Below are 26,364 nucleotides of genomic sequence, written 5' to 3' on the forward strand. Positions count from 1 at the left end.
TTCCTGCCGGGCGGAGCCGCACTCGCGGTCAGGGGGACGGCCACGGGTTGGCGGTGCACGAGTTGCCGTTGGCGGCGATCGCCACGCCCTGGTCCACCCCGGACGTGAGGGCGGCCAGCTCGTCGTTGTCGGTGCTCAGCGTCTGCTGCATCATCACCGGCGCGGGCGCCCCGTCCGCCGGGCACGGCTCGTGCCCGTGGCCGAGGAAGTGGCCGACCTCGTGGTTGACCACGTACAGCCGGTACGACCGCAGCTCGCCGCCGTACGCGTGCGCGCCCCGGAACCACCGCGCCGCGCTGACGTACACCTCGGGCCCGATGCGGCACGAGACGTCGTAGGGCAGCTCGAAGCCGCACAGCCGCCGCGCCGTCTCCTGCGAGGTGAGCCGGACGCGCAGCTCGGGCTCGACGGTCCCGTCGACCCGGCGGAACGCGGCACCCGTCCGCGCCCACCCGCGCGGGTGGGCGAGCGCGTAGTCCACCACGGCCGCGAAGTTGTCGCCGTCGCGCGGCAGCGCCGCGCCCTCCTCCACCTCCACCGCGTACGGGGTGCCGGCGGTCCCGAACGTCCCGGGGACCACCCGCCAGGTGCCGGTGCCGTGCTGCGGGAAGGGCAGCCCGTCCGGCAGCTCGGCCGACCGGCCCGGCGGCGGAGGCGTGGTCGGTGCCGCCACCGCCGTGACCGCCGGCACGCCCGACGCGGGCCACCGGACCGCCGCCGGCCGGGGCGTCGCGCCGAACTCCAGCGCGAGCACGGCGGTGACGGCGAGGCTCAGCCCCGTCAGGTACGCGACGGGCACCACCTTCATGCCGGCTCCAGGCCCGAGTCCCCGTAGCCGCACGCCGCGTTCCACAGCAGGAAGGACGGGGCTCCCGCGTCCCGGCTCGCCGCGACCTGCGCCTGGATCTCGCCGGGGCCGTAGTGGTGCCCGAGCGAGAACGCCTGGAGCCACGGGATCACGACCGTCCCGGTGCCCTTGGTCATGTCCACGAAGTTCGCCACCGACGCCCGCACGATCTCGTACGGCTGGGCGTTGGGGTTGCCCACGCCGTACTCGCCGGGGCCCCAGTGCGACGGGTAGACCATCGGCGCGACGTAGTCGACGTGCGGCGACATGGCCGGGATGTCCTGCGCCACGTCGGTGGGGCTATGCGCGGCGATGCCGAACACCGACGCGCCGAGGTACGCGCCCAGCGGGCGGATCGCGGCCCGGGTGTCGCGCAGGAACTCCACGATGGACTGCTCGGGCGTGACGGCCAGGCCGGGGAACGCCATCCGGGACAGCGGGCCGTCCGGCCGGCGCACGTAGTCGTAGAGGATGTCGTCGAAGCCGAGCTGGGCGGCCTCCTTGGCGATGGCGATGTTGTAGTCGCGCACCTCGGGGTTGGCGAAGTTGGTGAACGCGTACTCGCCGTAGTGCGCCGACCAGGCCGCACCGGAGGTGTCCTGGGTGACCCGGTCGCGCGCGCCGGACTCCCAGGACGCGCGGCCCAGCACCGGGTCGCGGAAGGCGACCACCCGGCCCACCACCCGCAGCCCCATGCCGTGCAGCTGGTCCAGCGCGGCGCGGGCGTCGTAGTAGCCCTTGTTCGCGCCGACCTGGCGGGCCAGCGGCACCTGCGAGTCGTACCCGATCTCGCCGCTCTCGTCCTTGATGTCGAGCTGCACGGTGTCGATCCGGTGCTCGCGGGCCAGCGCCAGCACCGGGTCGCGCAGCTCCGGGGTCGCCCACGCGGTGGCGCTCAGGTGCACCGCGCGCATCCCCGGGTGGGTGACCCGGACCGCGACGTCCTGCTGCGCGGTGTTGCCGGCGCGGTCGTCGGCGCGGACCTGCAACCGGGTGGGCACGGCGTCGAGCGACGCCTCGAACCGGCCGTCGCGCACCTCCACCTCGCGGTCGCCGAGCCGGACCTTGTCCGCGCCCTCGACGGTGCCGCGCACGGTCAGCGGGCCGCGCGGCGAGGTCGCCTCGGCGGGCTCGACCACCACGGCGGGCGGCGTGCCGTCCACGGTGAAGGTCCGCTCGACGGTCTCGTCGGGCAGCCACGGCAGCGGGTTGGGCGCGCGGGCGGACAGGGTGTGCGGCCCCTCGGCCAGGTCGACGCCGGCCAACGTCATCCGGCCGCCGTCCCGCTTGACCTCCACCGGCCGGCCGTCCACCTGGACGGAGACCTCGCCGAGGTCGGCGGGGTCGGCGGTGGTGACGGCGACCCGCGCGACGCCGGCCGGGGTGATGGAGGTGCCGTCGGCCAGGTCGGCGACGGCGAGGCTGACGTCGCGGCTGTAGACGATCGTGGTGACGGTCCCGGCCACCAACAGCAGTACCGCGACTGCGACGAGAGGCACCAGGACCCGTTTGGTCGTGGCTGGTTTCTGTGACACCGGCAACTCCTCGGCTCTCCGGGTCCGGCACAGTCAAGCAGCGACTAGCCCGCCGCGTCGCCCTCCAAACGCAACATCATCCGATGGTGGGTATGTTCTGCGTGCGCCGTCGCCGGGAGCGCGGGCACGCCAGTATCGGTGTGTGAACGACGCACCCGTGCCCACCCGCAGGAGTCCGCTCGCCGTCGCCCTCGTCGCCGCCGCCTGTTGCGCGTGCGGTGCCCAGTCCGCGCCCGAGCCGCCCTCCTCGACACCGCCGGCACCCGCCGCACCCGCCGCCCAGTCCTCCTCGGCGCAGCCCTCGTCCGCACCGGACCCGGCGTCGGTCGGGGCCGACGAGCTGGGCCAGGTGCCGGTGCTGATGTACCACCGGCTGACGGCGCAGCCGACGTCGGTCTACGACCGCACCCCGGACGGCTTCCGGGCGGAGCTGGAGCGGCTGGCGGCCGAGGGCTACGTGCCGGTGACGGCGACCGAGTACGCCACCGGCCGCCTCGACGTCCCGGCCGGGCGTCACCCGGTGGTGCTGACGTTCGACGACGGCGACCCGACCCAGTTCGCGCTCGGCCCGGACGGCGGCCCGGCACCGGGCACGGCGATCGCCGTCCTGCTCGACGTCGCCGCGCGCCACCCGGGCTTCCGGCCGGTGGCGAGCCTGTACGTCAACGCCGCCCCGTTCGGCACGGCGGACGGCGCGGGCGTGCTGGCGTGGCTGCGGGACCACGACTTCGAGGTGGGCAACCACACCCAGCAGCACACGAACCTGTCCGCCGCCGGCGACGAGCAGGTGCAGGAGGCGATCGTGTCGGGCCTGCGCGAGATCCAGCGGGCGGTGCCGGGGTACGCGGTGTCCAGCCTCGCCCTGCCGTTCGGCGCGGTGCCGGGGACGGCGTCGCTGGCCCTGCGCGGGTCGTTCGACGGCACGTCCTACGAGCACGCGTGCGTGCTGCTGGTGGGCTCCAACCCGGCACCGTCGCCGTACTCGACCGGGTTCGACCCGCTCAACGTGCCGCGCATCCGCTCCCAGGACGCGACCGGCGAGGAAGCGGCCTTCGGCTCCACGTCGTGGTTGGACCAGCTCGCCGCCAACCCGGCCGCCCGGTACACCTCGGACGGCGTGGCGGACCGCATCTCCTACCCGGCGGCCTCGCCCAACCGCCCCGCGCCGCAGTACGCCGGCAAGGCCGTCGCGTACTGACCCGGAGGTGGGCCGCGCCGGTCGTCGCGGCCCACCTCCCGGCGGTGCTCACGGCACGTGGCGGAATTTCACCTCCCCGGGGCAACAAGGAGGTTCCGCAGAGCGCGATCCGCCGCCGACCTCTACGCAGGGGGCATGAGCAACGACCCCGACCGCTCCGCCGCCCGCACGTTCGCCCTCGCCGCCGCTGCCGTCGCCGTGGGCATGATGTCGTGCACCGGGACCACCAGCGCCGAACCGGCCCCGGCCGACCTCGGTCCGTTCCCGGCCAGACCGGCTTGGGACGCCCCGTCCCCACTGGACAACCCCTTCCTGCTGCTGACGAACCAAGTTCCCCAAAGTGTGTCCCACCCGGACATGTCCTCTTCGGACCAGGACCTCCCGGCCGAGGAAGCGCCGGCAATCACGCCGGCGGGCGCGGACTCCGACCGGGGCGACCCGCCGATCACCACGACGACGGCCGTCCGACCCACCACGACCACGACCACGGTCGTGCAGGGCGGCCCCACCCCGCCCAACGCCACCACCGCGACGACGACCCAGCTCACCACCACGGCCGCCACGACGAACACCACGGCCACCACGGCCTCCCCCACGGTGTCCGGGACGTCGGTCCAGCCGCCCTCCGTCGAGCGCGTGACCGCAGCGGCAGCCGCCCCGCAGGGCACCGCGCCGCCCGCCCGGCAGGTGGCAGCGGCACCCGCTGCGGCACCGGTCGTGGCAGCCGGACACCACCCGGACGGGCAGGCGCTCGCCGCGACCGGCACCGACGACCGGCTGACCGACCTGCTGTGGCTCGGCCTCGCGCTCATCGCCGCCGGCGCGGCCACCACGCGCGCCGCCCGCAAGCGCCGCCCGGGCCCGCACCACCGCTGACCCCACCGCTGTCCCGCGACGACCACCCCCGGCGGCCGAGGTTAGGGTAGGCACACCTGGGCAGGGGTGCCCGGTCGACCGGGGGAGGCTGGGGTGGGTCGATCCGGTTCGCCGGACGGCGGGGTGCTGCGCGGGTCGGTGCGCGGACAGCGCGGGCGCATCGCGGCGACCTCCGCGCTGTTCACCGGCCACCAGGCCGGCGAGGCGATGGTGCCGCTGCTGATCGGCGTGGTGCTGGACCAAGCGATCACCACGGGCGACCCGGGCGCGCTGGCGTTCTGGCTGGCCGTGCTCGCGGTGGACTTCCTGGTGCTGTCGTCGTGCTACCGCTTCGGCGCGCGGGTCGGGCTGCTGGCGGGGGTGCGCGCGGACCGGGCGCTGCGGCTGGCGCTGGCCGGCCGGGTGCTGGACAGCCGGGGCGGCGCGGACGCCGGCCTGCCGCCGGGCGCGCTGGTCAGCATCGCCACGGCGGACGTGCGGCGCACCGCGATGGTCAACTACCTGCTGCCGCACGGCATCGCGGCCGTGGTGGGCGTGGCGGTGGCCGGGGTCGCGCTGCTGCTGGTGTCGATCCCGCTGGGACTGCTGATCCTGCTCGGGACGCCCCCGGTGATGCTGCTGGTGCGGGCGCTGAGCAGCCCGCTGGAGCGGCGGGCCGCCGCGCAGCAGGAGCAGGCCGCGCGGGCGGCGGGCGTCGGGACGGACCTGGTGCGCGGCGTGCGGGTGGTCAAGGGGCTGGGCGCGGAGGGCGCGGGCGTCACCCGGTACCGGGCGGTGAGCCGGGCGTCGCTGGCCGCGACCCTGCACACCAGCCGGGCCGAGGCCGGGTACTCGGGCGCGGTCGTCGCGGTGAACGGCGTGTTCCTGGCGGTCGTGGCGCTGGTCGGCGGCGGGCTCGCGGCCTCCGGCGAGATCACCGCCGGGCACCTGGTGTCGGCCGTGGGGCTGGCGCAGTTCCTGCTGGGGCCGCTGGGGACGCTGGGCGAGATCACCGCGTCGGTGGCCGCCGGGCGCGCGTCGGCCGCCCGGATCGCCCGGGTGCTGGACGCGGCACCGGCCGTGACCGGCGGCGGCGACCTGCCCGGTGGGGTGACCGGCCGGGTCGAGCTGGCGGCGGTGACCGGCGGCCGGCTGGCCGGGCTGGACCTGTCCGTGGCGGCGGGCGAGTGGGTGTGCGTGGTGACCGCCGACCCGGCCGAGGCGACGGCGCTGCGCCGGTTCCTCGGCCGCGAGGCCGACCCGGACGCCGGGCGGCTCACCCTCGACGGGACGCCGCTGACCGACGTCGCGCCGGACGTGCTGCGCGCGGCGGTGCTGGTCTCCCCGCACGACGCGGACCTGTTCGAGGGCACGGTGGAGGACAACGTCCTGGCGGGCGGCGGCGGTGACCCGGGCGTCGCCGTGCGGGCCGCCCAGGTGGACCGGATGGCCGCCGCGCTGCCCGACGGGCTCGCCACGGCGGTGACCGAGCGCGGGCGCTCGCTGTCGGGCGGGCAGCGGCAGCGCGTCGCGCTCGCCCGCGCGCTGCACGCCGACCCCCCGGTCCTCGTGCTGCACGACCCGACCACCGCCGTGGACGCGGTCACCGAGGCCGCCATCGCGGCCGGGGTGCGGGAGGTGCGCGCCGGGCGGACCACGATCGTCCTGTGCAGCAGCCCGGCACTGCTCGCGGTGGCCGACCGGGTCGTCTACGTCGAGCGCGGGTCGGTCGTCGCGTCCGGCGGGCACGCGGAGCTGCTGAGCGCCAACGAGTCCTACCGAGAGCTGGTCCTGTCGTGACCGCGCTGCTGCCCGTCGCCACGCCGAAGCGGACCCGCGCCGTGCTGTTGCGGCTGGTCCGCACCCACCGGTGGGCGGCCCTGACCTCGGTCGGGTGCCTGCTCGGCGCGGCCGGGGCGAGCACGGTCACCGCGCCCCTGCTCGGCCGCGTGGTCGACCTGGCGGTGGCCGGCGGCTCGGTCGTGGTGCCGGTGGCGCAGCTCGCGGCGGTCGCGCTGGTCCAGGGCGGCCTGGCGTACGCGGGGCTGCGGTCCACGGCCCGGCTGGGCGAACAGGTGCTCGCGGCGCTGCGGGAGGACTTCGTCGCGCACGCCCTGGACCTGCCGCTGGAGCGCATCGAGCAGGGCGGGTCGGGCGACCTGACCTCCCGCATCACCGAGGACGTCGCGCTGGTCGGCTCGGCGGTCCGGGAGGCGATCCCGGAGTTCGCCCAGTCGGCCCTGGTGATCGCGCTGACCGTGGTCGGGCTGGCCGCGCTGGACTGGCGGTTCGGCGCGGCGGCGCTGCTCGCGGTGCCGATCCAGGCGTGGACCTCGCGCTGGTACCTGCGCCGCTCCGCGCCGCTCTACGCGGCCCGGCGGGAGGCGGCCGGCGGCGAGCAGCAGCAGTTGCTGGACTCGCTGAGCGGCGCGGTGACCGTGCGGGCGTTCCGGCTGGGCGCCGACCACGTCGGGCGGGTCGGCCGGCGGGTGGACCGAAGCGTGGCGATGGCCGTGGCGGTGACCCGGGTGCAGACCCGGTTCTTCGGCCGGCTCAACCTGGCCGAGGTGGTCGGCCTGAGCGCGGTGCTGGTCGCGGGCTTCCTGCTGGTGCGCGGCGGGGTGGCGACGATCGGCGCGGCGAGCGCGGCGGCCCTGTACTTCGCCAACCTGTTCACGCCGATCAACGGCGTGCTGTTCCTGCTGGACACCCTCCAGTCGGCGGTGGCGAGCCTGGCCCGGCTGGTCGGCGTGGTGGACCTGCCGCCCGGCACGCGCCCGGGGCGCGGCGACCGGCCGTCCGACGGGTCGGTGAAGGCGGTGGGCCTGCGCTACGCCTACCTGCCCGGCCGGGACGTGCTGCACGGCGTCGAGCTGGACGTGCCGACCGGGGCGACGGTGGCCCTGGTGGGCGGCAGCGGCGGCGGGAAGACCACGCTGGCCAAGCTGCTGGCGGGCGTGCACGAGCCGACCGGCGGCGCGGTGCGGATCGGCGGCGTGGCGCTGGAGGACGTGGACCCGGAGACCCGGCGCACGGCGGTCGCCCTGGTGACGCAGGAGGTGCACGTGTTCGCGGGCACCCTGGCCGAGGACCTGCGCCTGGTCCGGCCCGGGGCGGGCGAGCCGGAGCTGTGGGCGGCGCTGGACGCCGTCGGCGCGGCGGACTGGGCGCGGGCGCTGCCGGCCGGGTTGGGCACGGTGGTCGGCGACGGCGGCCACGACCTGACCGTGGTGCAGGCGCAGCAGCTCGCCCTGGCCCGGCTGCTGCTGCTCGACCCGCTGGTGGCGATCCTGGACGAGGCGACCGCAGAGGCGGGCAGCAGCGGCGCGCGGCTGCTGGAGAAGGCGGCCGAGCGGGTGCTGCGCGACCGGACGGCGATCGTCGTGGCGCACCGGCTCACCCAGGCCGCGTCGGCGGACCTGGTCGTGGTGCTGGACCGGGGCCGCGTGGTGGAGCAGGGCACGCACCACGACCTCGTCGCGGCGGGCGGGCACTACGCCCGGCTGTGGCAGGCGTGGACGGCGGGCCGGGACTGACCCTGGCCCGACCTGCGCCACCGCCCCGGTCGGCGCGATCCACCCGGTCTGCGCGACCCGCAATCCGGCCGACCCGCCCGCTGCCGTCCACCGGGAGGAAAGCGTTGCCGGTCAACGGGTCGACCGCGTAGTGGATCTCCCCCTCGGGTAGTCGGGTGGCGGTCCCCGCCGCCCCGGCCGGGACCGCATCGCAGGTCCGGCGAGGAGGAACCCCCTCATGACACGACGATTACTGCTCGCCCCGGTTGCGGCACTGGCCGTCTTGACCGGGTCGATCGCAGTACCGGGCGGGCCGCTCGGCTCAGCCGCGCCCGCCGAGGCTGCGACGGTCGTCGCACAGCACTCCGGCAAGTGCCTGGACGTGCGCGGCGGCCCGCAGGCGGTGCAGGACGGCGCGTTGATCGAGCAGTGGGAGTGCACCGGCGCGTTCAACCAGAACTGGACGTTGCGCGACGCCGGGAACTCGCAGGTCCGGCTCGTTGCGCAGAACAGCGGCAAGTGCGTTCAACCGGTCGGTGGCGGCACGTCCGACAACACCGGCCTGGAACAGCGGACCTGCGACAGCTCGGCCGCGCAGTTGTGGAAGAGGCAGAACGCCACCACGGCCGGCACCTCCCACTTCGTGCACGTGTCCAGCAACCGCTGCCTCGACGTCCAGCGCAGCGGCACGGCGGACGGCGCGTTCGCCGTCCTCTTCGGCTGCACGGGCAACCCCAACCAGACCTGGACGACGGCACCCGCCGCGCCCGCGCCCCCGAGCGTCGAGGTACGCAACGGCGAGTACTGGGCGCTGCCGGCGCGCTACCCCGCCAAGAGCCCGTACGGCGGCCTCAACCAGATCTGGGGGCCGGCGGTCACCTGGAGCCCGACCACCGACCTGCACTGGGTGGGCGCGTACTGGCGGGACCTCAACCCGGCGGAAGGGGTCTACGACTGGGACCGCATCGAGCGCGTCACCAGCTCCTACTCCTACAGCCTGGACCAGCTCGGCGCGGCCGGGAAGACCGCGCTCATCTGGACGATCCTCGGCACGGTCGACGACGAGGGGAAGTGGCACGCGCCGCAGTGGGTCCTCGACAAGTGCCGCACCGTGAGCCAGATCTTCAACGGCTCGCAGCGGTGGGGCCTGGCGCTGTGGGAACCGTGCCCGCGCGCGGAAGTGCTCAAGTTCATCAAGACCATGTTCAGCCGCTACCGGACGGACGCGCGCGTCAAGTACGCGTACGCGACGACGTTCAACGCCGGTGAGTTCTGGATGCCCAAGGCCGTCTACCTCGACGCGGTCAAGAAGGGCCTCACCCCGGCGATCCTCAAGAGCTACGCCAAGGACATCATCGACACCTGGGCAGCCGCCGTCGGCGCGGACAAGGTCGTCTGGACCAGCGCCGGCGAATGGACCCTGCCCGACGAGCAGGTCGACCCCACCGCGCCCAAGTGGGTGTCCGAGTACGCGCTGCGGACGGTGGGCACCCAACTGCGCGAGGGCAACGGCGAAAGCGTGACCGCGCAGCTGAAGCAGCCGCTGATCGGGCAGGACACCACGGTCGTCCAGCCGACACCGGTCGGCGCGCAGCCGGGCCAGTCCCACTACTACCTGACGGCGAAGACGGCGCGCGAGATCGGCCGCAGCGGGTTGACGTTCTACGGCAACGAGTTCGAGATCGCGAACCTCGCCGGCGTGTTCGGCAACTACGACTACTACCGCCTGGCGGTGCTGAACATGCTGCGGAAGGGCCACAACTGGGCGATCTTCCCGCGTGAGCTGCGCACGTCCGCCAACGACGCGGCGCGCCCGGAGTTCGCGGCCCTGCGCAACTACTTCCGGCAGAGCGCGGGCTACCCGGTGAACGAGTCGCCGGACGCTTGGGCCACCCTCCAGATGTTCTACGACGGCTGCTACAACGGGACCCGCCGCTACCACAACTACGAGAAGTTCCTCCTGCAACGGGACGTCGAGGGCGGCGGGCGCACCACGCCGACCGACCAGCACACGTGGGCCCCGGACCAGTACGGCTTCTGCAAGGTGGGCGAGGGCGGGTCGACGCAGCCGGCGGTGACCTACTTCGCCCGGCGCACCGACCACGCGAGCGGCAACGACTACATCTACTTCGACGTGGACAACCGGTTCACACCGAGCACCGCCCGCGACTTCCGGATCGCCGTCACCTACCGCGACACCGGGACGGCGAAGTGGCGCTTGCAGTACAGCACCGCGAACGCCGCGATCGCCTCGACGCCGACCGTCACGAACACCGGCTCCGGGGCGTTGAAGACGGCGATCTTCACCGTGTCGGACGCGGCGCTGCGCGGCGCGCAGGCGAACGGGATGGACTTCCGCCTGCACAACGGCGGCTCAGCGGACATCGTCGTGCGCAGCGTGCGGCTGCTTCGCGGCGGCGCGTGAGCCCGGGAGGACGATGAACGGCACGCCCGGGGGCGGGGCCGCACAACGCGACCCCGCCCCCGGAGCGCCATCACGAGCCGGCGACGCCGTACGCCCTGATGATGGTCTGGTCGAGGGCGTTGCCGTCCCCGTCCGTCGCCGTCAGGTGCAGTGACACCGCGCCGGACGGCGGGTTCACCACCTGGGCCACGTAGTTCCCGCCGCCCAGGTCCAGCAACGGCATCGGGGTCCACGTGCGGCCGTCGTCGGTCGACGCCCGGCCTCGGACCTCGGTGATCGGCGGACCCGCCACGCCGGGCACGTGGCCCACGTGGACCGGGAAGCCGTACGAGCCCGCCGGCGCGCGGTTGTAGTCGTCCAGGGCCGGTCGGTAGTCCGCCTGCACCAGCGGGACGCGGTCCGTGCGGCCCGGTTGCGGCCGGCTGGAGCGGAACGTCCACGTGGTCTCGGTGCGCGTGGAGTAGTTCCACCACGGTTTCGTGCGCTCGTTCCGGTAGGTCAGCCGGTACGTGGCCGGCGTCGGCACGGCGGGCACCGCGTTGTCCGGGGTCGGGTGGCGGTCCAGCCGGAACAGCGGCACGCCGTCGGCCTCCAGCTCGGCCAGGTGCACGTCGTCGAAATCCGTGCTGTTGCCGTTGCCCTCGGGGTCGGCGTACGGGGCCACCGAGAACCGGAACGTGTCGTCGGTGCGCGTGGACGGCGCGGCGGACGGCACCGCGCCCGGCCGGGCCGGTCGGCGCAGCCACTCCTCGCGCTGCGCCGTCCCCGGCCGGTAGGTCGTGACCGGCCCGGTGAACCGGCCTTCGGCGGCCGGGCCGGACCACACCTGGTGCTGCCACGAGGTGTCGTCGGCGGCGGACACGAAGTAGGTCCGGTGCAGGGGCCGGGGCACGTCCCGCTGCCGGTCCACAACCCTGCTGCTGTACGGGCGGAAGGCGTAACGCATGTCCCGGCCCTCGGTGCCCGGTTCGTCGGCCAGGTACCAGGTGTCGAGGATCGCGGTGTTGCCCCGGTCGGCGCGGTAGGTCAACGACGCCGGCACGCGCTGCTTCTCCGGCAGCAGCAGGTCGTACTCGTAGGACGGGGGCGTGCCCTGGCCGTCCGGCGGTGTGGTGAGGTCCCACTTGCTGAAGAACTCGAACTCGCCCTCGGTGACCGTCTCGGTGGGCGCGGCGAACGCCCGGACGGCGTGCGTCTTGGACGCGGTCATGTGGTCGGACCGGCCGCCGAGCGCGCGGTAGTAGGAGAGGGTCACTGCGGACGTCGCGGTGGGCAGCTCGGTGTTCACCACGATCTCGTTCGCCGTCCGGCCGTCCAGGGTCAGCGACGTCGCGCCGGACACCTCGAACTCCGGGTCGCTGACGAACGTCGTCTCCACGACCTTCTCCCCGGAGGCGTCTGCGGTCTCCAGGAAGCCCACGGCGGTGTAGGTGCCAGGCGGGACGCGGAAGGTCGCGGTCGGCGAGCCGGCCGACACGTACTGCTCGACGTGGCCGCCGGCCGGGCTCCACAGGACGACCCGGCTGCTCCAGTCCAGGGTGCCGCTGTGCGGGATGGCGGTGACCGCGACCTCGTGCAGTTCCCGCTCCACGTACGTGCCGATCGACGTGTGCACGGCGATGTCGCCGCCGACCGCGTGCAGGTAGCCGCCGAAGCGGCCACTGGCCCCCGCTGCGGGGTCGAGCGTCAGGGTGACGGACGCGGTGCCGTTCGCGGGTACCGCCACCTGCGCCCGGTCGACGGTGACCATGCCTGCGGGCGGGGTGCTCCCGTCCTGGTGGGTCAGCTCCAGCGACAGCCGCAGCGTCACCTCGGCGGCCGTGGCGTTGGTGTAGGTCACGGTCCTGGTCACCGGGCCGGGGTGCGGCCACGACAGGTAGCCCAGGTTGAGCGTCCCCGGTGCGGCGTGCACCCGTTGGCCGTGCGCCCGCGCCACGTCCAGCCGCCCGCCGCCGACCTGGTAGGCGCTGTGGCCGGGGCCGGTCCGCGCGGTGGAGATCAGGGCGTCCTTGAGCGCGGTGCCGGTGTAGCCGGGGTGCTGCTGGGCCAGGATCGCCGCTGCCCCGGCGACGTGCGGGGTGGCCATCGACGTGCCGGACAGCCGCTGGTAGCGGTCGTCCACGATCGGGCCGCGCGCGGTGCCGTCGGCGCGGGCCGCCGCGATGTCCACGCCGGGCGCGGTCAGGTCCGGTTTGACGGCGAGGTCGCCGCGTCGCGGCCCCTGGCTGGAGAACTCCGCGAGCTCGTCCTCCCGGTCGACCGCGCCGACGGTGAGCGCCTCGTCGGCGTACCCCGGGCTGGTGATCGTCCGTTCGCCCTGCTCGCCCAGGTTCCCGGCGGCGACCACCACGAGCGCGCCGCTCGACCGGCTGACCGAGTCGACGGCCAGCGAGATCGGGTCGGGCCCCTCGGCGGGGAACAGCCCGCCCAGGCTCATGTTGACCACGTCCGCGCCCTGCTCGACGGCCCATTCCAGGGCGTTGATCACCCCGTCGGCACCGCCCTCGCCGTCCTTGTCGAGGGCTTTGGCGTTGAGCAGGCTCGCACCGGGCGCGACGCCCTTGCGCACCACCGGGGTGGCCTCGCCGGTGCCCGCCACGGTCGAGGCGACGTGCGTGCCGTGCCCGTTGCGGTCGGTGGTGTCCGGGTCGGCGGAGAAGTTGGCCTCCGCCACCACCTTCCCGCCGTCCAGGTCCGGGTGCGCGCGGTCGATGCCGGTGTCCACGACGGCGACGGTGACGCCGGTCCCGTCGAACCCGCCCGCCCACGCCTGCGGCGCACCGACCTGCGGCACGCTGTGGTCCAGCACGGTCCGGAACTTGCGGTTCAGCCACACCTTGCGCACCGCGCCCGAGGCGGTGACCTCCGACCAGAACGCCGTGGCCCGCGCCCGGTCCTGCGACACCGACCGGGCGTTGATGCTCTCCAGCACGAACCGGTCCGTCGCACCGGTCGGGGCGGACACCGCCTCGGCCCGCACCGACGCCGGGTCGTACTGGACGATCAGCGGCAACTGCGGGCTGCGCTGGTCGTCGTACCCCTCGGCAACCAGCGCGGTGAGGTCGAACAGGCCCTCGTCCACCCGGTCGGCGGCCACCAGCGGCGCGACGTCGTCCGGCACCACCAGGAACCGGCCGTCGACGGACCGGGAGGTGTATCCGACCGACTCGCGGCCGGGCGCGGCCGAGAACGCCGCGCCCTGCCGCCCGTCCGACAAGGTGCTCAGCTCGACCCGGTCACCGGTGACGAGCGTGATGGTGTGCCGCCCGACCACCGACGGCGGTGCCGGCTGCCCCGCTGCCGGCTGCCCCGCTGCCGGCTGCGCGCCGGCGGGTGGCGCGACCAGGGACGCGGCCGTCACCACCGCCGTCACCAGCAGCGCCGATGTCCGCGCCCGGCGCGGACGTGATCTTCCCGTATCCATCCGACTACCCCCATTACCCCTCGTGGTGTTGCGCCGATGTGCCCGTGCGACCACCGGTCCGCCCCGGACCGGGTCGCCGTCAGCCCGCCGCGACGCGGCTGTGGATCGCGCCGACGACCGCGCGCGCGGACAGGAAAGCGCCGTTCTGCCAGGAGATCCAATGCGTGAGCCAGTCGCCGGCGAAGTACACGCGGCCGGCCGGTTTCGTCAGCAACCGGTACTCGGGCGTGTCGCGCGACGCCCAGTTCACCCAGCCGCCCTCGCTCCACGGCGTCCGCGACCACGCCACCGAGAACGACGACCGCACGTCCTGCCGGTACACGTCGCCGTAGATCCGCGCGCCCAGATCGAGCGCCCGGCGGACCCGGTCCTCGGGGGCCAACCGGTCGTAGGTGGTCGCCTGGGTGTCGAAGTTGTAGTAGCCCAGGATCACGCCGCGCTCGCCGTGCAGGCCGGCGGACGGGAACCAGATCTGGTTGAGGTCCAGGTCGGTCCGGGTGATGCCGCCGTAGAGCCGCAGGTCCTGCTCCCACCAGCGGCGGCCGTACTCCAGGCCGAGCTTGCCCACCGCGTACGGCACCGGGGTGGACAGCGCCGCCGTCACCTCCGGGCCGAGGTTGTGCGGTATCCGCGCCATGATGTGCGGCGGGAGCGAGGCGACGCAGAAGTCGCCGTGCACCACTTTGGTCACGCCCTGCGCGTCGCGGTAGGCGACCTCGACGCCGTCTTCGCGGTTGGTGACCGAGCGGACCTCCGACCGGCACCGGATGCGCGACCGGCCCACGGCCGACGCCAGCGCCTCCGGGATGCGGTCCATGCCGCCGACCACCTGGAACATCATCATCGCGTACTGGTGGTCCAGCTCGAAGAAGAAGGCGCGGCCGAGGTTGCGGGAGAACACCCGGGACAGCGCCTCCGGCGGCCCCAGCGGCGTGCCGGCCTCGGTGCCCGCCCCCGGCAGCACCGAGAAACCGCGCCGGTCGCCGCCCCGGTAGGCGAACCCGTCCGCCTTGCCCCCGATGCCGCCGAAGGTCTCCAGGAACGCCAGCAGCCGCTCCCGGTCCGCGCCGGTCAGCTCGGCGTCCAGCGCGCCCCGGTCGGTGGCCTTGGCCAGCAGTTCGGAGACGTAGCCGAAGGTGTCGGCCTTGACCGCGCGCATCGTCGTCGCGCGCTCCTCGACGTTCGAGTCGAACATGTGCGCGTCGGCGTTCTGGTTGGCGAACGGCTCGATCGGGACGCCCAGCTCGCGGCAGTAGTCCAGGGTGACCATGGACTGCGCGATCCGCGCGGCCCCGGCGTTGAAGTAGTGGCCGCGCGAGAACCCGGCCGTCTGCACGTGCCCGTCGAGGTCGCGCGCGCGGTCGCCGCCGCGCACCGTCCACACGCGACCGCCGGGCCGCTCCCCCGCTTCCAGCAGCACGCAGTCGTAGCCGGCCTTGCCGAGCTCGTAGGCCGTGGCCAGCCCCGCGATCCCGGCGCCCAGCACGACGACGCGCCGCCCCCGGCTGCCCGGCACCAGGTCACCCTCCCGGGGAGGGGTGAACGGCGTCGCGTCCGCTTCGGGCACCAGCCCGAGCGCGCCCATCGTGTGGAACATCGCGCCGGCACCACCGGCCAGGCCGACGGCCTCCAGAAAACGCCGACGTGTCAAGGCGGACATCTGCACTCCCAACGTCGAATGCCGCGAGTGACCGGACGCGGTCCCGCACCGGCCGAGCGCCAGGGGCTCATTCACGGCGGACCTGCGAAACATGAGGATCCGACCACCACCGGCGGTCGGGCGTCCACGTCCGGGGGCCCGCCGTTGCCCTTTCTTCCGCGAGGACTGCCCGTACGGGCACCGCGCCCGTTGCTCCGTCCCGGGGAACGTGGCGGCGTCGGGGATCCTGCGCCGCCCCGGATCCGTCGAACGCTCGCTGTGTCGGTGCCAGGTGGGGAGCGTGTGGACGTGACGGCGGAGAGCAAGAGCGGCGTGCAACCGGCGGGGCGGGGGGTGGTCCTGACGATCTGGCTCGTCCTCTACAGCGCGGCGGTGCTGGTGGGGCTGGTGGCGGCGCTCGTCGTCGCCTCGAAGGATCTGGACCACGGGCAGAACCTGACCATCCCCATGGTCCTGGGCATCATCGCCCTGGTGTCCGAGGCGATCGCCCTGGCCGCCCTGTGGCTGTGGCAGCGGTGGGGAGCCGCCCTGGTCGCCATCGCGGTGGGCGTCTGGCTGCTCGCCGCGGCCATGAGCGGCGTCGCGGGGCTGGTCATCTCGGCGCGGATCGTGGCGGTGTGCGCCCTGCTGTTCGTGCTGGCGCCCCGGTGGGAGAAGTTCCGCTCCTGACCGGTCCGGGGAATTCCGCGCGCTGCGGGAACCGGGAGGCCCACCCGCACGACCACTGGGGTGGGCCGACCGGCCCGGTGACGGCGAACGGACGCGGATGGTCGAGAGTGTGGTGGCGCGCTGGGTCGTGACTGCCGCGATCGGGTCGGTCGGGCTGGCGCACCTGTGCGGCCTGACCACCGGTCGGGCGGTCGTGCACCGGGTCGACGGCTGCGCGCACGCGGTGACGTGCGGTGCCCTGATCGCCGTGGTGTGGCCGTGGGGGTCGTGGCTGCCGGTGTGGCCGCAGGTGGCGCTGGTGGCGTGCGCCGGGGCGTGGTTCACCGCGCGCGGGCTGGTGGCCGTCGGCGGCGGTGAGCCCGACCTGCGGGTGGCCGCCGTGCCGGCCTCGCACGCGGTGGGCGGGTTCGCGCTGGTGTGGGCGCTGGTCGCGGTCGGGGTGGGCGCGCACGGGCGCGACGACCCGGGGTGGCCGGTGTCCTTCCCGGCGTCGGTGCTGGGGCTGGGGTCGTTGCTGGTCGCCGGCTGGTGGCTGCGCGAGGCGTGCACGCGGGGCGTGGCGGACCGGGTCGCGTCCCGGGTCGCGGTCGTGGGGCACGCGGTGCTCAACGGCGGCGTGGCCGTGCTGCTGTTCGCGCTGAGGTGACGGGTCTGGGCGCGGGATGGGTCGGGTTCGCGCTCGGCGCGGAGACCGATCCGGGCACGGGTGGTGTGATGTCGCGGTGACGACGAGGGTGACGGTCCTGTCGACGGCGGCGATGGCCGTGTCGATGCTCCAGTTGTTCGTGCTGGGCGCGCTGGGTCCGGTGCTGGTCACCGAGTCCGGGGTCGCGCGGTGGCAGCTCGGGGTGCTGGTCGCGGCCGGGTTCGGGGTGGCCGCGCTGCTGTCGCTGCCGGTGGGGGCGCTGGTCGACCGGATCGGGCCGAGGCGCAGCCTGGTCGGGCTGTTCGCGCTCAGCGCGGGCGCGCTGGCGGTGCTCGCGGTGGCCCGTTCGCCGTGGTGGGTGGCGGCCGGCGTGGCGCTGGGCGGGGTGCCGCAGGCGCTGGCCAACCCGGCGACCAACAAGCTGATCATGGCCTCGGTCGGGCCGGCCGAGCGCGGCGCGGTGACCGGGTGGAAGCAGTCCGGCGTGCAGTTGGGCGCGTTCGTCGCCGGGGTCCCGCTGGCCGGCGTGGCATCGGTGGTCGACTGGCGCTGGGGCGTCGCCGTGCTGGCGGCGCTGTGCCTGGTCGGCGCGCTGGTGTCGGCGCGGCTGCCGGTCGGGGCCGCCCCGGGCGCGGCGCGCGGGCCGGTCGGCGGTGTCGGGGACCGGGTGGCGGCGCTGGCCGGGTTCTCGCTGGCGCTGGGGTTCGGGCTGGCGTCGGTGAACACGTACTTCGCGCTCTACGGCGTGGACCGGTTGGGTTTGGCGGCCCCGGTGGCGGCGTGGCTGATCGCGGTGATGGGCGTGCTGGGCATCGCCGGCCGGGTGGTGTGGAGCGGTGCGGCGGGACGGGCCGCCGACCCGGCCTCGGTGCTGCCCCGGCTCGCGCTGGGCGCGGCCGGGTCGGTCGGGTTGGTGCTCGCGGCGGAGTGGGCGTCCTGGCTGGTGTGGGTGGGAGCGGTCGGGATCGGCGTGTTCGCGGTGTCGGGCAACGCGGTGTCGATGGTCGCGGTGATGCGCGCGGTGCCGCAGCGGGCCGCCGGCCGCGCGGCGGCGGTCGCGTCCTCGGGCTTCTTCGGCGGGTTCGCCCTGGGGCCGCCGGTGACGGGTCTGGTGGTGCAGCACGCGGGCTACCCGTGGCTGTGGGGCGTGGTCGGGGTGGCGTTCCTGGTGTCGGCGGCGGTGGCGGTCTGGATGGCCAGGCGCACGGCGGTGGGCACGTGACCGACTGGGTGCGGGAGCTGCTGGACAGGGCGTGCGACCGGGTCACCGAGGTGGAGCGGGAGGTGGGGACCAGGTTCCCGCTGTTCGCGGACGGCGGTTCGTGGACGACGACGGCACGCGGCTCGTGGACGGGCGGCTTCTGGGCGGGGTTGCTGGCTTTGCGCGCGTCGGCGACCGGCGTCGGCGACCCGGTGCCGGTCCGGCGGCGGCTGGACGTGTGGGCGGAGGCGGACACGGTCTGCCGGGGCATGGTCTTCTGGTACGGCAGCGGTGGCGAGCGATCGGGCTTGCACGCCCCGGAGCCGTCCACTTCGGACGTTGCACGGCGGTTGGCTGAGTGTTATGACGAGCGGATCGGCGCGATCCCCTGGGGTACGGCCCTGGCGCCCGATGGCCCACCGATCCGACCGGACGGCGCGGCGGGCGTGGTGCCGTTGCTCGCCGCGCACGGGTACGACGAGGTTGCGCGTCGACACCTGGAAACCCACCTGGGTTGCGGAGAAGTCGCGTGGCGGCGGGGCTCTGCGTGGTTGCTACTGTCCTGTGTGGATGGTGATCGTCGGTTCGACGGCTTCGATCGGCGGTTCCGCACTCTGGCCGACCAGTGGACCGCGCCGGACCCGGATGCGTCGGCGACCGCCATCGCGGCGGTGGCGCTGCTGAAGTCCGACAATGTCCGTACCCGGGCAACCGGCGAGCGACTCCTGCGCGAGGCCGCCCGGGGCACCGCCGAGTACGACGGGCGAACCGGGTTGAGGGTGGTGTGGGGCGACTTCTTCATGGCCTTGGGCGCAGCCCTGCTCCTCGGCCTAGCCAACCCCGACCACTGGTGACCGCACGCTTTAGCCGTCCGGTCAGCCATGCCGCGCTTGGATCCGGTGCACGCTGACTGCTGCCGATGGGAGCGGAAGTGCGGGTGCGTTGATGGCTGAGTTCGCGGATCAATGACCTGTTGTGCACCCCCAACCTCTATTTCGAGACCGGGACAAACCGAATCAAAACCAGAGTACTGACGGGTAGACTCCCAGCTCAGCAAGTGTTTTCCCCGCGCACGCGGGGGTGGTCCCAGATCGGCGACCTTCTCCGCGCCGCAGCCCAGGTTTCCCCGCGCACGCGGGGGTGGTCCCCCGCGCCGCACCTCGCCGGGTTCCTCGTCAGCGTTTTCCCCGCGCACGCGGGGGTGGTCCTCGGTGTACCGCGCGTCAACCGGCCCGTGCGTGGTTTCCCCGCGCACGCGGGGGTGGTCCCTCAGCGGCTACGGCGTCAAGGTCAAGCCGTACGTTTTCCCCGCGCACGCGGGGGTGGTCGGCGGGCACTCGGGTGCTGGTGATGGTTGCTTGCGAGGAGCCGTCTCGACCGCACCAGTCGAGCCCCCGACCCGGTCAACCTCGACCGCGAAGTAGACGACGGCCTGTTGTGGAGATGTGCCATTCCTCTGCGCCGTCGAGGATTCGGGCCGAGCGGGCTACTCGCAGCAAACGCGGTAGGCCCGACTCGGCGGTTAGTCCTTCTGCGCCGTGTACCTGCACTGCCGCGTCGGCTGCTTCGCCCAGTGCTCGCGCGGCGGCGGTTTTGGCGAGGCTTACTTCTACCGGTGCTCGTTCGCCGGCGGCTACTGCGGTGGCGGCTTCACGAGTGAGGAGGCGGGCGGCGCGGACCGCCAGTTCGGCCTCGAACGCCAAGCGCTGCACCAGTTGCCGGTCGGCCAGCACGCCGTCGCCCAGCACCCTCGTGGACGCCCGGGCGGCGAGCAGGTCCAGGCAGCGCTGCGCCTGGCCCACCCAGCGCAACGCGCGCAGCGTGCGGCCCAGCGCCAGGCGCTCGGCGGCGAGCCTCAAGCCCTGGCCGGGCTCGCCGACCAGGTGGGTGGGCGGCACGCGAACCCCGTCGCACTCGATCTCGTGCTGGCCGCCGACCCCGAGCACGTCCAGCTCCCGCACCACCCGGAAGCCCGGGAGGTCGGTCGGCACCGCCACGACCGAGCAGCCGTCACCCGTCCGGACGACCACGAGCACCAGGTCCGCGTCGCCGCCTCCGGTGGTGAACCACTTGCGGCCCCGGACCGTCCACCAGCCGTCCGTCCCCTGGTCCGCTGTGGTGCGCAGGCTCGTCGGGTCCGATCCCGCTACTCCCGGTTCGGTCATCGCGTAGGCGACCGAGATCGCGCCGGCGACCAGGGGTGACAGCACGGCCTCGCGCAGCGCGGGATGAGCGTGCGCGGTCAGCATCCGGACCGTGAGCAGGCTGGACGACCCCAGCACGGCGGGCCCGTGGTCGCTGCGCCCCTCGTCCTCGGCGAGCGCCAGGTAGTCGGCCAGCGGCAGCCCGCCGCCGCCCAGCGCGGCGGGCAGCGGGAGCGCCCAGAGGCCCGCCGCCCTGGCCTCGTCGCGCAGGTCGAGCGTGCCCGCCTCCAGTTCGGCTTCGGCCGGGACCACGACCGCGTCCACGAACTCCCGCAGTGCTCGGCGCAACTCGCTGTCACGTTTCACGTCTCACATCACACCATCGCGGGAACCCGAACAGAGGTTGGTGCGACCTGTCTGTCATGACGGGACGCAAAACGGCGTGCTTCGCCGCGCTCGACGGCGCGACAGCGGCCGTGTCGGGATCGAGCGCCGCCGCGCAGGTGCTCCGCGAGCACTTGGCGGCCCTCGGCGCAGAGGTCACGGCCGGAGACGACCACGGCCGCATCGGAGGCTCTCAACGCAGCAGCCTTCAGCACGACCGCGAAGACCTGCTTGGCACAGGTCGCGGCGGCCCCTTCGACGACACGGCTGCGCACGCGGTCCTCAGCCTGCCGACCGGGCGGCATTCGGTGGTGGTCGACTGGGCGGGGCCGGTCGACGTGCCGGGCCTGCGCGACGAAGCCACCGCGCAGGCCGCGTGCGGGGTGATGCACGTGCACGGCCGACGCTCGGGCGCACCGCGCGGCCCGGCCGTCGACTACTGCGGCACGGCCGCCGGCGTGCTCGCCACGACCGGGCTGCTGGCGAGCGTGCTGCGCCACCCGGACGGCGAGCACGAGGTCCGGACCAGCGTCGCCGAGGCGGCCCTGCTGACCGTGTCCCAGTACCTCGCCGCCGCCGGCGCGGCCGAGGGCGAGGCGGTCGACCTCACCCCCGGCGGTCCGCCGTTCACCAGTGCCGACGGCGTGCGGTTCGAGGTGGAGGCGCTGGTCCCCGAGGTGTGGGCGGCGTTCTGGACAGCGCTCGACGCCGACCGCGCCGCCGTCGGCGCGGGCTGGCGGCCCTACCAGTTCCGCTACGCCACCGCGACCGCCCCGCTCCCCGACGCCCTGCACGCCGCCGCCCGCGCCGCCCCCTTCGCCCGGATCACGGCCGCCGGCGCGGCGAGCGGCGCGAGCACCTGCGCGGTGCGACCGGCAGCCGACCTCCCGGCCGACGTCGTCCCCTGGCGGCTGACGCCCACAACGGGCACTCACACCACGGGCACGCACACCACAGGCGCAGCACCGGACCCGTTGCTGGGGAACGAGTTCGCCACGCCGGACCCGTGGCGGGTGTCCCCGACCGGCTTGGACGGCCTGGTCGTGTGGGAGGCGGGCCGGCGCATCCAGGCCCCGTTGGCCGCGCACCTGCTGGGGCTGCTGGGCGCGCGGGTGGTCCGGGTGGAGCCGCCGGGCGGCGACCCGTTGCGCGGGATGCCGCCCACCAGCGGCGGGGTGTCCGCGCGCTGGCTGGCGCTCAACCGGAACAAGGAGTCCGTCGAGGTCGACCTCAAGGACCCCGCCGACCGCCGACGCCTGCGCGCGGCGCTCGCGCCGGCCGACGTCTTCCTGCACAACTGGGCCCCGGGCAACGCGGAGCGGTGGGGGCTGGCCGCCGCCGACCTGCCCGCCGGCCTGGTGCACGCCTACACGTCCGGCTGGGGCGGCGCGACCGACGCCGACCTGCCGGTGGGCACCGACTTCATGGTCCAGGCCCGCACCGGCCTGGCCGACCTGGTCCGCGCCGCCGACGAGGCCCCGGCCCCGTCGCTGATGACGCTGGTGGACGTGCTCGGCGGCCTGGTCGGCGCGGAGGCGGTGCTGGCCGGGCTGCTCACCCGCCGGGCGACCGGTCGCGGCGTCGCCGTGGAGAGCAGCCTGCTGGGCGCGGCGGCGCTGCTGGGCCGGACCGCGCCCGCCCGCCGCCCGGCCGGGTTCCGGGCACCCGTCGACGGCCTGGTCTGCGGCGTCCCGGTGACCGACGACCTCGCGGCGCTGCCGAACGACCCCCGCTTCGCCGCCGTCCTGGGCCGCGACGACCGCGGCTGTCCCGTGCTCGGCTCTCCGTGGAGGTTCAGATGACCCTGGCCGCAGCTCCGCACGTCCGCCACCTGGTCGACCTGGTCCCGGCCGAGGTGCGCCGGTCCTGGGCGGCCACCGGCCGCTACCGGGACCGCGACCTGTACTCGCTGTTCCACGAGCAGGTCACCACCCACCCGGCGCGCGCCGCCGTGGTCGACCCCGGCGGCACCACCACCTACGCCGAACTCGACGTCCTGGTGCGCTGCCTGGCCGTCGGGCTGGCCGGGTTGGGCGTCGAACCGGGCGACGTCGTCGGGGTGCAGCTGCCCAACGGGCGGCTCGCCTGCGCGGTCGACCTGGCCGTCGCCGCGCTCGGCGCGATCGTCCTGCCCTACCCGGTGGGCCGGGGCGACCGGGAGGCGTGGAGCCTGCTCAGCCGGTCCGGCGCGGTCGCCGCCGTGACCGCGACCGCGCACGGCGACTACCCGTGCGCCCGCACCACCCGGGCAATGGCGGGCGACCTGCCCCAGTTGCGCACGGTCGTGGCGGCCGGCGACGGGCCGACGCCCGCCGGGTGCGTGCCGCTGTCGGCGCTGCTGCGCTCCGACCCGACCCGGTTCGTGCCCTCGGCACCCGACCCCGACGGCCCGGCCCGCATCCTGGTCACCTCGGGCTCCGAGGCGGAGCCCAAGATGGTGCTGTACTCGCACAACGCGCTCGTCGGCGGCCGTGGGCGGTTCATCGGCGCGCTAATCGGCGACGTGCCGGTGCTGCGCAACTTCGTCATGGTGCCGCTGGCGTCGTCCTACGGCAGCAACGGCACGTCGGTCACGTTGGCGGTGCACGGCGGTACGCTGGTGCTGATGCCGGGGTTCAGCGCCGAAGCGGCGCTGGCGATGATCGAGAGCGCCCGGCCGACGCACGTGCTGGCCGTGCCGACGATGTTCCGGATGATCGCCGACCACGCCGCGCTTTCCCGCTACGACACCACGAGCTTGCGCGTGGTCGCCCTGGGCGGAGCCGCGCTCGACGCCACCACCGCCGCACGGGTGCGCGACGCGCTGGGCTGTGCCGTGGTCAACGTCTACGGGTCGGCGGACGGGGTCAACTGCCACACGGCGGTGGACGACCCGCCGCACCGCGCCGCCACCGCAGGCCGGCCGAACCCGGACGTCGCGAAGATCCGGATCGTGGACGACGAGCTGCGCGAGGTGCCGCGCGGCCAGGTCGGGGAGATCACCTCGCTCGGCCCGATGACCCCGATGTGCTACGTCGGCGCACCGGAGCTGGACCAGCGCTACCGGCTGCCCGACGGCGGGGTGCGGACCGGCGACCTCGGCCTGGTCGACGCCGACGGCTACCTGCACGTGGTGGGCCGGCGCAAGGACGTCGTGATCCGGGGCGGGCTCAACATCAGCCCGGCGGAGGTGGAGGGCCTGCTGGTGACGCACCCGGCGGTGCGGGACGTGGTGTGCGTCCCGGTGCCGGACCCCGTGCTGGGCGAGCGGTTGTGCGCCTGCGTCGTGGCGGACCGCGACCTGGCGCTGGAGGAGCTGACCGCCCACCTGGCGGACCGGGGCCTGGAACCGCGCAAGTTCCCCGAGCGCGTGGTCCGGTTCGACGAACTCCCCCTGGGCGCGGCGGGCAAGGTGGACCGCCGCGCCGTCCAGGCGCACGCCGCCGAACGCCTCTCCGCCGGCTAGGGCCGGCCCGTGCCGACCTGGCCCGTGCCGACGCCGGCGGGTCGGCGGTGTCAGCTCTCGAGGGCCTTGGCGATCTCCTCGGCGTTGGTGGTGAAGACGCCGAGGAGGTCGAGGTCCGCGCCCGGGTAGTTGACCACCTTCACCTGCTTGGCCGGTGAGTCCGGCAGCACCGTGCCGGTGGACATGTGGGCGTTGTCCAGCACCAGGTCCGGCTGCTTGGCGGCCAGGTCGGCGAGCTGGGCGGGCGTCACCGGTCCGGGCCCGTAGGTGCCCACGACCTCCGCGCCGGTGATCGCCGCCATGTAGGCGACGAACGCCTGGCTGACCACCTTGGGCGCCTTGCCGTCGCGCCACGCGGCCTTCACGGTGCCCGCCGCGCCGGACAGGGTCGCGTCGAACTTCGTCACCCACTCCTCGGCGGCGGGTGCCGTGCCCAGCAGGCCCGCGAGGCGGCGCACCTCCGACTTCACCACGTCCGGGGTGTTGTCCAGCGTGACGGCCTCGACCTTCGCGTTCCCGCCGGCGGCGTCCTTGAGCTTGCCCGCGAAACCCTCGAACTCCGCGTACAGGACCAGGTCCGCCTTGCCGACCGCCACCAGGTCGGAGGGCTTCGGGTCGTAGTCGGCGGCGTGCGCGGTCGACGCCGGGACGATCACCGCGACGTCGGTCGCACCCGCCGCCTTGGCCAGCGCGCCCTCCCAGGCGGTCGCCGCGACGACCTTCTTGCCGGCGGGTGCGGCCGGTTCGGCGGCGGGCGACCCGCACGCCGTGAGCGCCAGCAGCGCGCCGAGCAGCGCGACCCCGAGGTGTCTCGTCTTCACGGTCAGGTTCTCCTTGTCGGTGCCGACCACGTCCGGGTCGGCTTCTCCGGGGCCGCCTCCGGTGCGGTACCCCGGCTCGTCTTCCGGGTCGTCTTCGGTGCGGTACCCCGCGTCGTCTTCCGGGTCGTCTTCCCCGGTGCCGGCGTCGTGGTCGACCGGGTCGGGGCAAGCTGGGCGAGCAGCGCGATCACGCCGGCCAGCAGGACGAGCACCGGGCCGGGCGGCTGGTCCAGCGCCAGGGCGAGCAGCAGGCCGGCGACCGCCACCACCAGGCCGATCGCGATCGAGGCGACGACCATGCCGGTCAGGCCGCGCCCGATCCGCCGCGCCGCCAGGGCCGGGAGCAGCGTGAGCGCGTCCACCAGCAGCGCCCCGGTCAGCTTGATCGCCCCGGCGATCGACACCGCGATCACCACCAGCAGCGCGGCGGTCAACGGGCCGGTGCGGACACCGGAGGACGCGGCCAGCTCGCGGTCGTGCAGCAGCAGCGACAGGTCCCGCCGACGCCACCAGAACAAGGCCGGGATCGTCGCCGCCAGCACGGCGAGCACCACGAGGTCCACCACGCGCGTGGACAGGATCGAACCCCACAGCAGCTCGAACGCCCCGTTGGCGTTCACCCCGGAGATGGACAGCACCAGCAGCGCCACCGCGATCGCCAGGCTCATCAACAGGCCCATCGCGCCCGACAGGCCGCCGGGCGTGGTGGCGAACGGTGCCAACCCGCCGCCCGCGACCGCGCACAGCAGCAGCGCCCACAGCAGCGGGTCGGTGCCGGTGAGCAGGCCGATCGCGCTGCCCAGCAGTGCGACGTGCATGATGGCGAACCGCACCGGGTAGATGTCCAGCCCGACGATGAGCACCCCGACCGGGGGCAGGGCGACCGCGCCCAGCAGCAGCCCGAGCCCGGCGCGCTGCACCGGCACGAGCCCCAGCAGCTCGGCCCACTGCGCGCTCACGCGACGTCCCGCAGCCGCCCGGCGGCCATCTCGACCACCCGGTCGCACGCGTCGACCACGGCCCGGTCGTGCGTGGCGACCAGCACCGTCACCGGCAGCCCGGCCAGCACGTCCGCCGCCTCGGCCTGACCCGCGAAGTCCAGCGCGGCGGTCGGCTCGTCGGCCAGCAGCACGCCCGCGCCCGCCGCGACGCAGCCGGCGGCCCGCGCGAGCCACGCCCGCTGCAACTGCCCGCCGGACAGCGTGTGCACGCCGCGCCCGCCCAGCCCGCCCAGCCCCAGCCGGTCGGCGACGGCCCCGGCCGCCTCGGCGGCGCCGCTGCTGGCGAGCAGCTCGCGCAGCAGCAGCGGGAACCGGCCCGTCGAGCGCAGTTGCGGTATCCACGCCACCTGGCGGCGGCGCACCCGCCACTGCGCCGCGCTGACCGCCCGGTCGCCGCCGACCTCGATGATCCCCTCCGCGAGCGGCTGGAACCCGAGCACGGCGCGCAGCAGCGTCGACTTGCCCGACCCGTTGGTGCCGATCAGCGCCACCCGTCGGCCGGGCGGCACGTGCAGGTCGACCGCCGCCACCGCCGGGTGTCGGCCGTATCGGCAGTGCACGTCCTCGAACTGCACGGACAGCGCGGTCACGGGC

At 74.8% G+C, this 26,364-nt stretch carries 19 protein-coding genes and 1 CRISPR repeat array; of the genes, 11 read left to right on the forward strand and 8 right to left on the reverse strand.

Features of this window, described 5'->3' with window-relative positions; translation table 11 throughout:
• Window positions 1-28 precede the first annotated feature (28 nt).
• Together AB0I60_RS00165 and AB0I60_RS00170 are read right to left on the reverse strand one after the other, a co-directional pair.
• Window positions 29-808, reverse strand: a complete 780-nt coding sequence (locus AB0I60_RS00165; RefSeq protein WP_360724467.1) for a DUF3152 domain-containing protein — start codon at window positions 806-808, stop codon at window positions 29-31.
• Entirely contained in the window at window positions 805-2,346 is a 1,542-nt protein-coding gene (locus tag AB0I60_RS00170) for a putative glycoside hydrolase (RefSeq protein ID WP_360724469.1), read from the reverse strand. Before AB0I60_RS00170 ends, AB0I60_RS00165 begins: the two co-directional genes overlap by 4 nt.
• 178 nt (window positions 2,347-2,524) lie before the next feature.
• Here AB0I60_RS00170 and AB0I60_RS00175 point away from each other — a divergent pair, with 178 nt between their 5' ends.
• From AB0I60_RS00175 to AB0I60_RS00195, 5 genes are all read left to right on the forward strand, one after another.
• The gene (locus AB0I60_RS00175; RefSeq protein ID WP_360724471.1) at window positions 2,525-3,580 is read left to right on the forward strand and encodes a polysaccharide deacetylase family protein; all 1,056 of its coding nucleotides are present in this window, start codon (window positions 2,525-2,527) and stop codon (window positions 3,578-3,580) included.
• A 135-nt stretch (window positions 3,581-3,715) separates the two neighbouring features.
• Window positions 3,716-4,456, forward strand: a complete 741-nt coding sequence (locus AB0I60_RS00180; protein ID WP_360724473.1) for a hypothetical protein — start codon at window positions 3,716-3,718, stop codon at window positions 4,454-4,456.
• Between the two features lie 93 nt (window positions 4,457-4,549).
• A complete protein-coding gene (locus AB0I60_RS00185; protein WP_360724475.1) occupies window positions 4,550-6,235 on the forward strand; it encodes an ABC transporter ATP-binding protein in 1,686 nt (561 codons plus the stop codon).
• On the forward strand, window positions 6,232-7,971 hold the full coding sequence (locus AB0I60_RS00190) for an ABC transporter ATP-binding protein (RefSeq protein ID WP_360724477.1): 1,740 nt from the start codon (window positions 6,232-6,234) through the stop codon (window positions 7,969-7,971). The genes AB0I60_RS00185 and AB0I60_RS00190 overlap by 4 nt, the downstream gene beginning before the upstream one ends.
• Before the next feature lie 217 nt (window positions 7,972-8,188).
• Window positions 8,189-10,375: an RICIN domain-containing protein gene (locus tag AB0I60_RS00195; RefSeq protein WP_360724479.1), complete on the forward strand. Its 2,187-nt coding sequence runs from the start codon at window positions 8,189-8,191 to the stop codon at window positions 10,373-10,375.
• Between the two features lie 70 nt (window positions 10,376-10,445).
• On the opposite strand, the gene AB0I60_RS00200 is transcribed toward AB0I60_RS00195, so the two are convergent.
• Window positions 10,446-13,799, reverse strand: a complete 3,354-nt coding sequence (locus AB0I60_RS00200) for a S8 family serine peptidase (RefSeq protein ID WP_360724481.1) — start codon at window positions 13,797-13,799, stop codon at window positions 10,446-10,448.
• 79 nt (window positions 13,800-13,878) lie between these two features.
• Entirely contained in the window at window positions 13,879-15,459 is a 1,581-nt protein-coding gene (locus tag AB0I60_RS00205; RefSeq protein WP_360724483.1) for an FAD-dependent oxidoreductase, read from the reverse strand.
• A gap of 288 nt (window positions 15,460-15,747) precedes the next feature.
• Here AB0I60_RS00205 and AB0I60_RS00210 point away from each other — a divergent pair, with 288 nt between their 5' ends.
• The 4 genes from AB0I60_RS00210 to AB0I60_RS00225 all read left to right on the forward strand — a co-directional run bounded on the left by AB0I60_RS00210 (window position 15,748) and on the right by AB0I60_RS00225 (window position 18,829).
• On the forward strand, window positions 15,748-16,128 hold the full coding sequence (locus AB0I60_RS00210) for a hypothetical protein (RefSeq protein ID WP_360724485.1): 381 nt from the start codon (window positions 15,748-15,750) through the stop codon (window positions 16,126-16,128).
• A gap of 97 nt (window positions 16,129-16,225) precedes the next feature.
• Complete coding sequence (locus tag AB0I60_RS00215) at window positions 16,226-16,774, forward strand: DUF5134 domain-containing protein (protein ID WP_360724487.1); 549 nt, start codon at window positions 16,226-16,228, stop codon at window positions 16,772-16,774.
• A gap of 76 nt (window positions 16,775-16,850) precedes the next feature.
• A complete protein-coding gene (locus AB0I60_RS00220; RefSeq protein ID WP_360724489.1) occupies window positions 16,851-17,996 on the forward strand; it encodes an MFS transporter in 1,146 nt (381 codons plus the stop codon).
• Window positions 17,993-18,829 (forward strand): hypothetical protein, encoded by an 837-nt coding sequence (locus AB0I60_RS00225; RefSeq protein WP_360724491.1) that lies wholly within the window; start codon window positions 17,993-17,995, stop codon window positions 18,827-18,829. Before AB0I60_RS00220 ends, AB0I60_RS00225 begins: the two co-directional genes overlap by 4 nt.
• A gap of 207 nt (window positions 18,830-19,036) precedes the next feature.
• Window positions 19,037-19,304: direct repeats of the CRISPR family, unit length 26 nt; unit sequence TTTCCCCGCGCACGCGGGGGTGGTCC.
• Between the two features lie 74 nt (window positions 19,305-19,378).
• Here AB0I60_RS00225 and AB0I60_RS00230 read toward each other — a convergent pair.
• On the reverse strand, window positions 19,379-20,485 hold the full coding sequence (locus AB0I60_RS00230) for an acyl-CoA dehydrogenase (RefSeq protein ID WP_360724493.1): 1,107 nt from the start codon (window positions 20,483-20,485) through the stop codon (window positions 19,379-19,381).
• Window positions 20,486-20,541: 56 nt separating this feature from the next.
• Here AB0I60_RS00230 and AB0I60_RS00235 point away from each other — a divergent pair, with 56 nt between their 5' ends.
• The gene (locus tag AB0I60_RS00235; protein WP_360724495.1) at window positions 20,542-22,305 is read left to right on the forward strand and encodes a CoA transferase; all 1,764 of its coding nucleotides are present in this window, start codon (window positions 20,542-20,544) and stop codon (window positions 22,303-22,305) included.
• Window positions 22,302-23,948, forward strand: coding sequence for a class I adenylate-forming enzyme family protein (locus AB0I60_RS00240; RefSeq protein WP_360724497.1), 1,647 nt, complete (start codon window positions 22,302-22,304; stop codon window positions 23,946-23,948). Before AB0I60_RS00235 ends, AB0I60_RS00240 begins: the two co-directional genes overlap by 4 nt.
• A gap of 50 nt (window positions 23,949-23,998) precedes the next feature.
• Here AB0I60_RS00240 and AB0I60_RS00245 read toward each other — a convergent pair whose 3' ends face one another.
• From AB0I60_RS00245 to AB0I60_RS00255, 3 genes are read right to left on the reverse strand one after another with little or no spacing between them, the layout of a single operon-like run.
• Window positions 23,999-24,799, reverse strand: coding sequence for a zinc ABC transporter substrate-binding protein (locus AB0I60_RS00245; protein ID WP_360724499.1), 801 nt, complete (start codon window positions 24,797-24,799; stop codon window positions 23,999-24,001).
• Window positions 24,772-25,728 carry a metal ABC transporter permease gene (locus tag AB0I60_RS00250; protein ID WP_360724501.1) on the reverse strand — a complete coding sequence of 319 codons (957 nt, stop codon included), beginning with the start codon at window positions 25,726-25,728 and terminating at the stop codon, window positions 24,772-24,774. The genes AB0I60_RS00245 and AB0I60_RS00250 overlap by 28 nt, the downstream gene beginning before the upstream one ends.
• Window positions 25,725-26,360 (reverse strand): ATP-binding cassette domain-containing protein, encoded by a 636-nt coding sequence (locus AB0I60_RS00255; protein WP_360724503.1) that lies wholly within the window; start codon window positions 26,358-26,360, stop codon window positions 25,725-25,727. The genes AB0I60_RS00250 and AB0I60_RS00255 overlap by 4 nt, the downstream gene beginning before the upstream one ends.
• Between the last annotated feature and the right edge of the window lie 4 nt (window positions 26,361-26,364).

It is taken from the genome of Actinosynnema sp. NPDC050436 (assembly GCF_040655415.1).
Taxonomy (GTDB): domain Bacteria; phylum Actinomycetota; class Actinomycetes; order Mycobacteriales; family Pseudonocardiaceae; genus Actinosynnema.

Excerpts from the sequence above, each read along its gene's own strand:
- AB0I60_RS00165 (WP_360724467.1), bottom strand. The coding sequence starts at position 808 with ATGAAGGTGGTGCCCGTCGCGTACCTGACGGGGCTGAGCCTCGCCGTC.
- AB0I60_RS00180 (WP_360724473.1), top strand. The coding sequence starts at position 3,716 with ATGAGCAACGACCCCGACCGCTCCGCCGCCCGCACGTTCGCCCTCGCC.
- AB0I60_RS00195 (WP_360724479.1), top strand. The coding sequence starts at position 8,189 with ATGACACGACGATTACTGCTCGCCCCGGTTGCGGCACTGGCCGTCTTG.
- AB0I60_RS00200 (WP_360724481.1), bottom strand. The coding sequence starts at position 13,799 with ATGGATACGGGAAGATCACGTCCGCGCCGGGCGCGGACATCGGCGCTG.
- AB0I60_RS00205 (WP_360724483.1), bottom strand. The coding sequence starts at position 15,459 with ATGTCCGCCTTGACACGTCGGCGTTTTCTGGAGGCCGTCGGCCTGGCC.
- AB0I60_RS00215 (WP_360724487.1), top strand. The coding sequence starts at position 16,226 with ATGGTCGAGAGTGTGGTGGCGCGCTGGGTCGTGACTGCCGCGATCGGG.
- AB0I60_RS00235 (WP_360724495.1), top strand. The coding sequence starts at position 20,542 with ATGACGGGACGCAAAACGGCGTGCTTCGCCGCGCTCGACGGCGCGACA.
- AB0I60_RS00240 (WP_360724497.1), top strand. The coding sequence starts at position 22,302 with ATGACCCTGGCCGCAGCTCCGCACGTCCGCCACCTGGTCGACCTGGTC.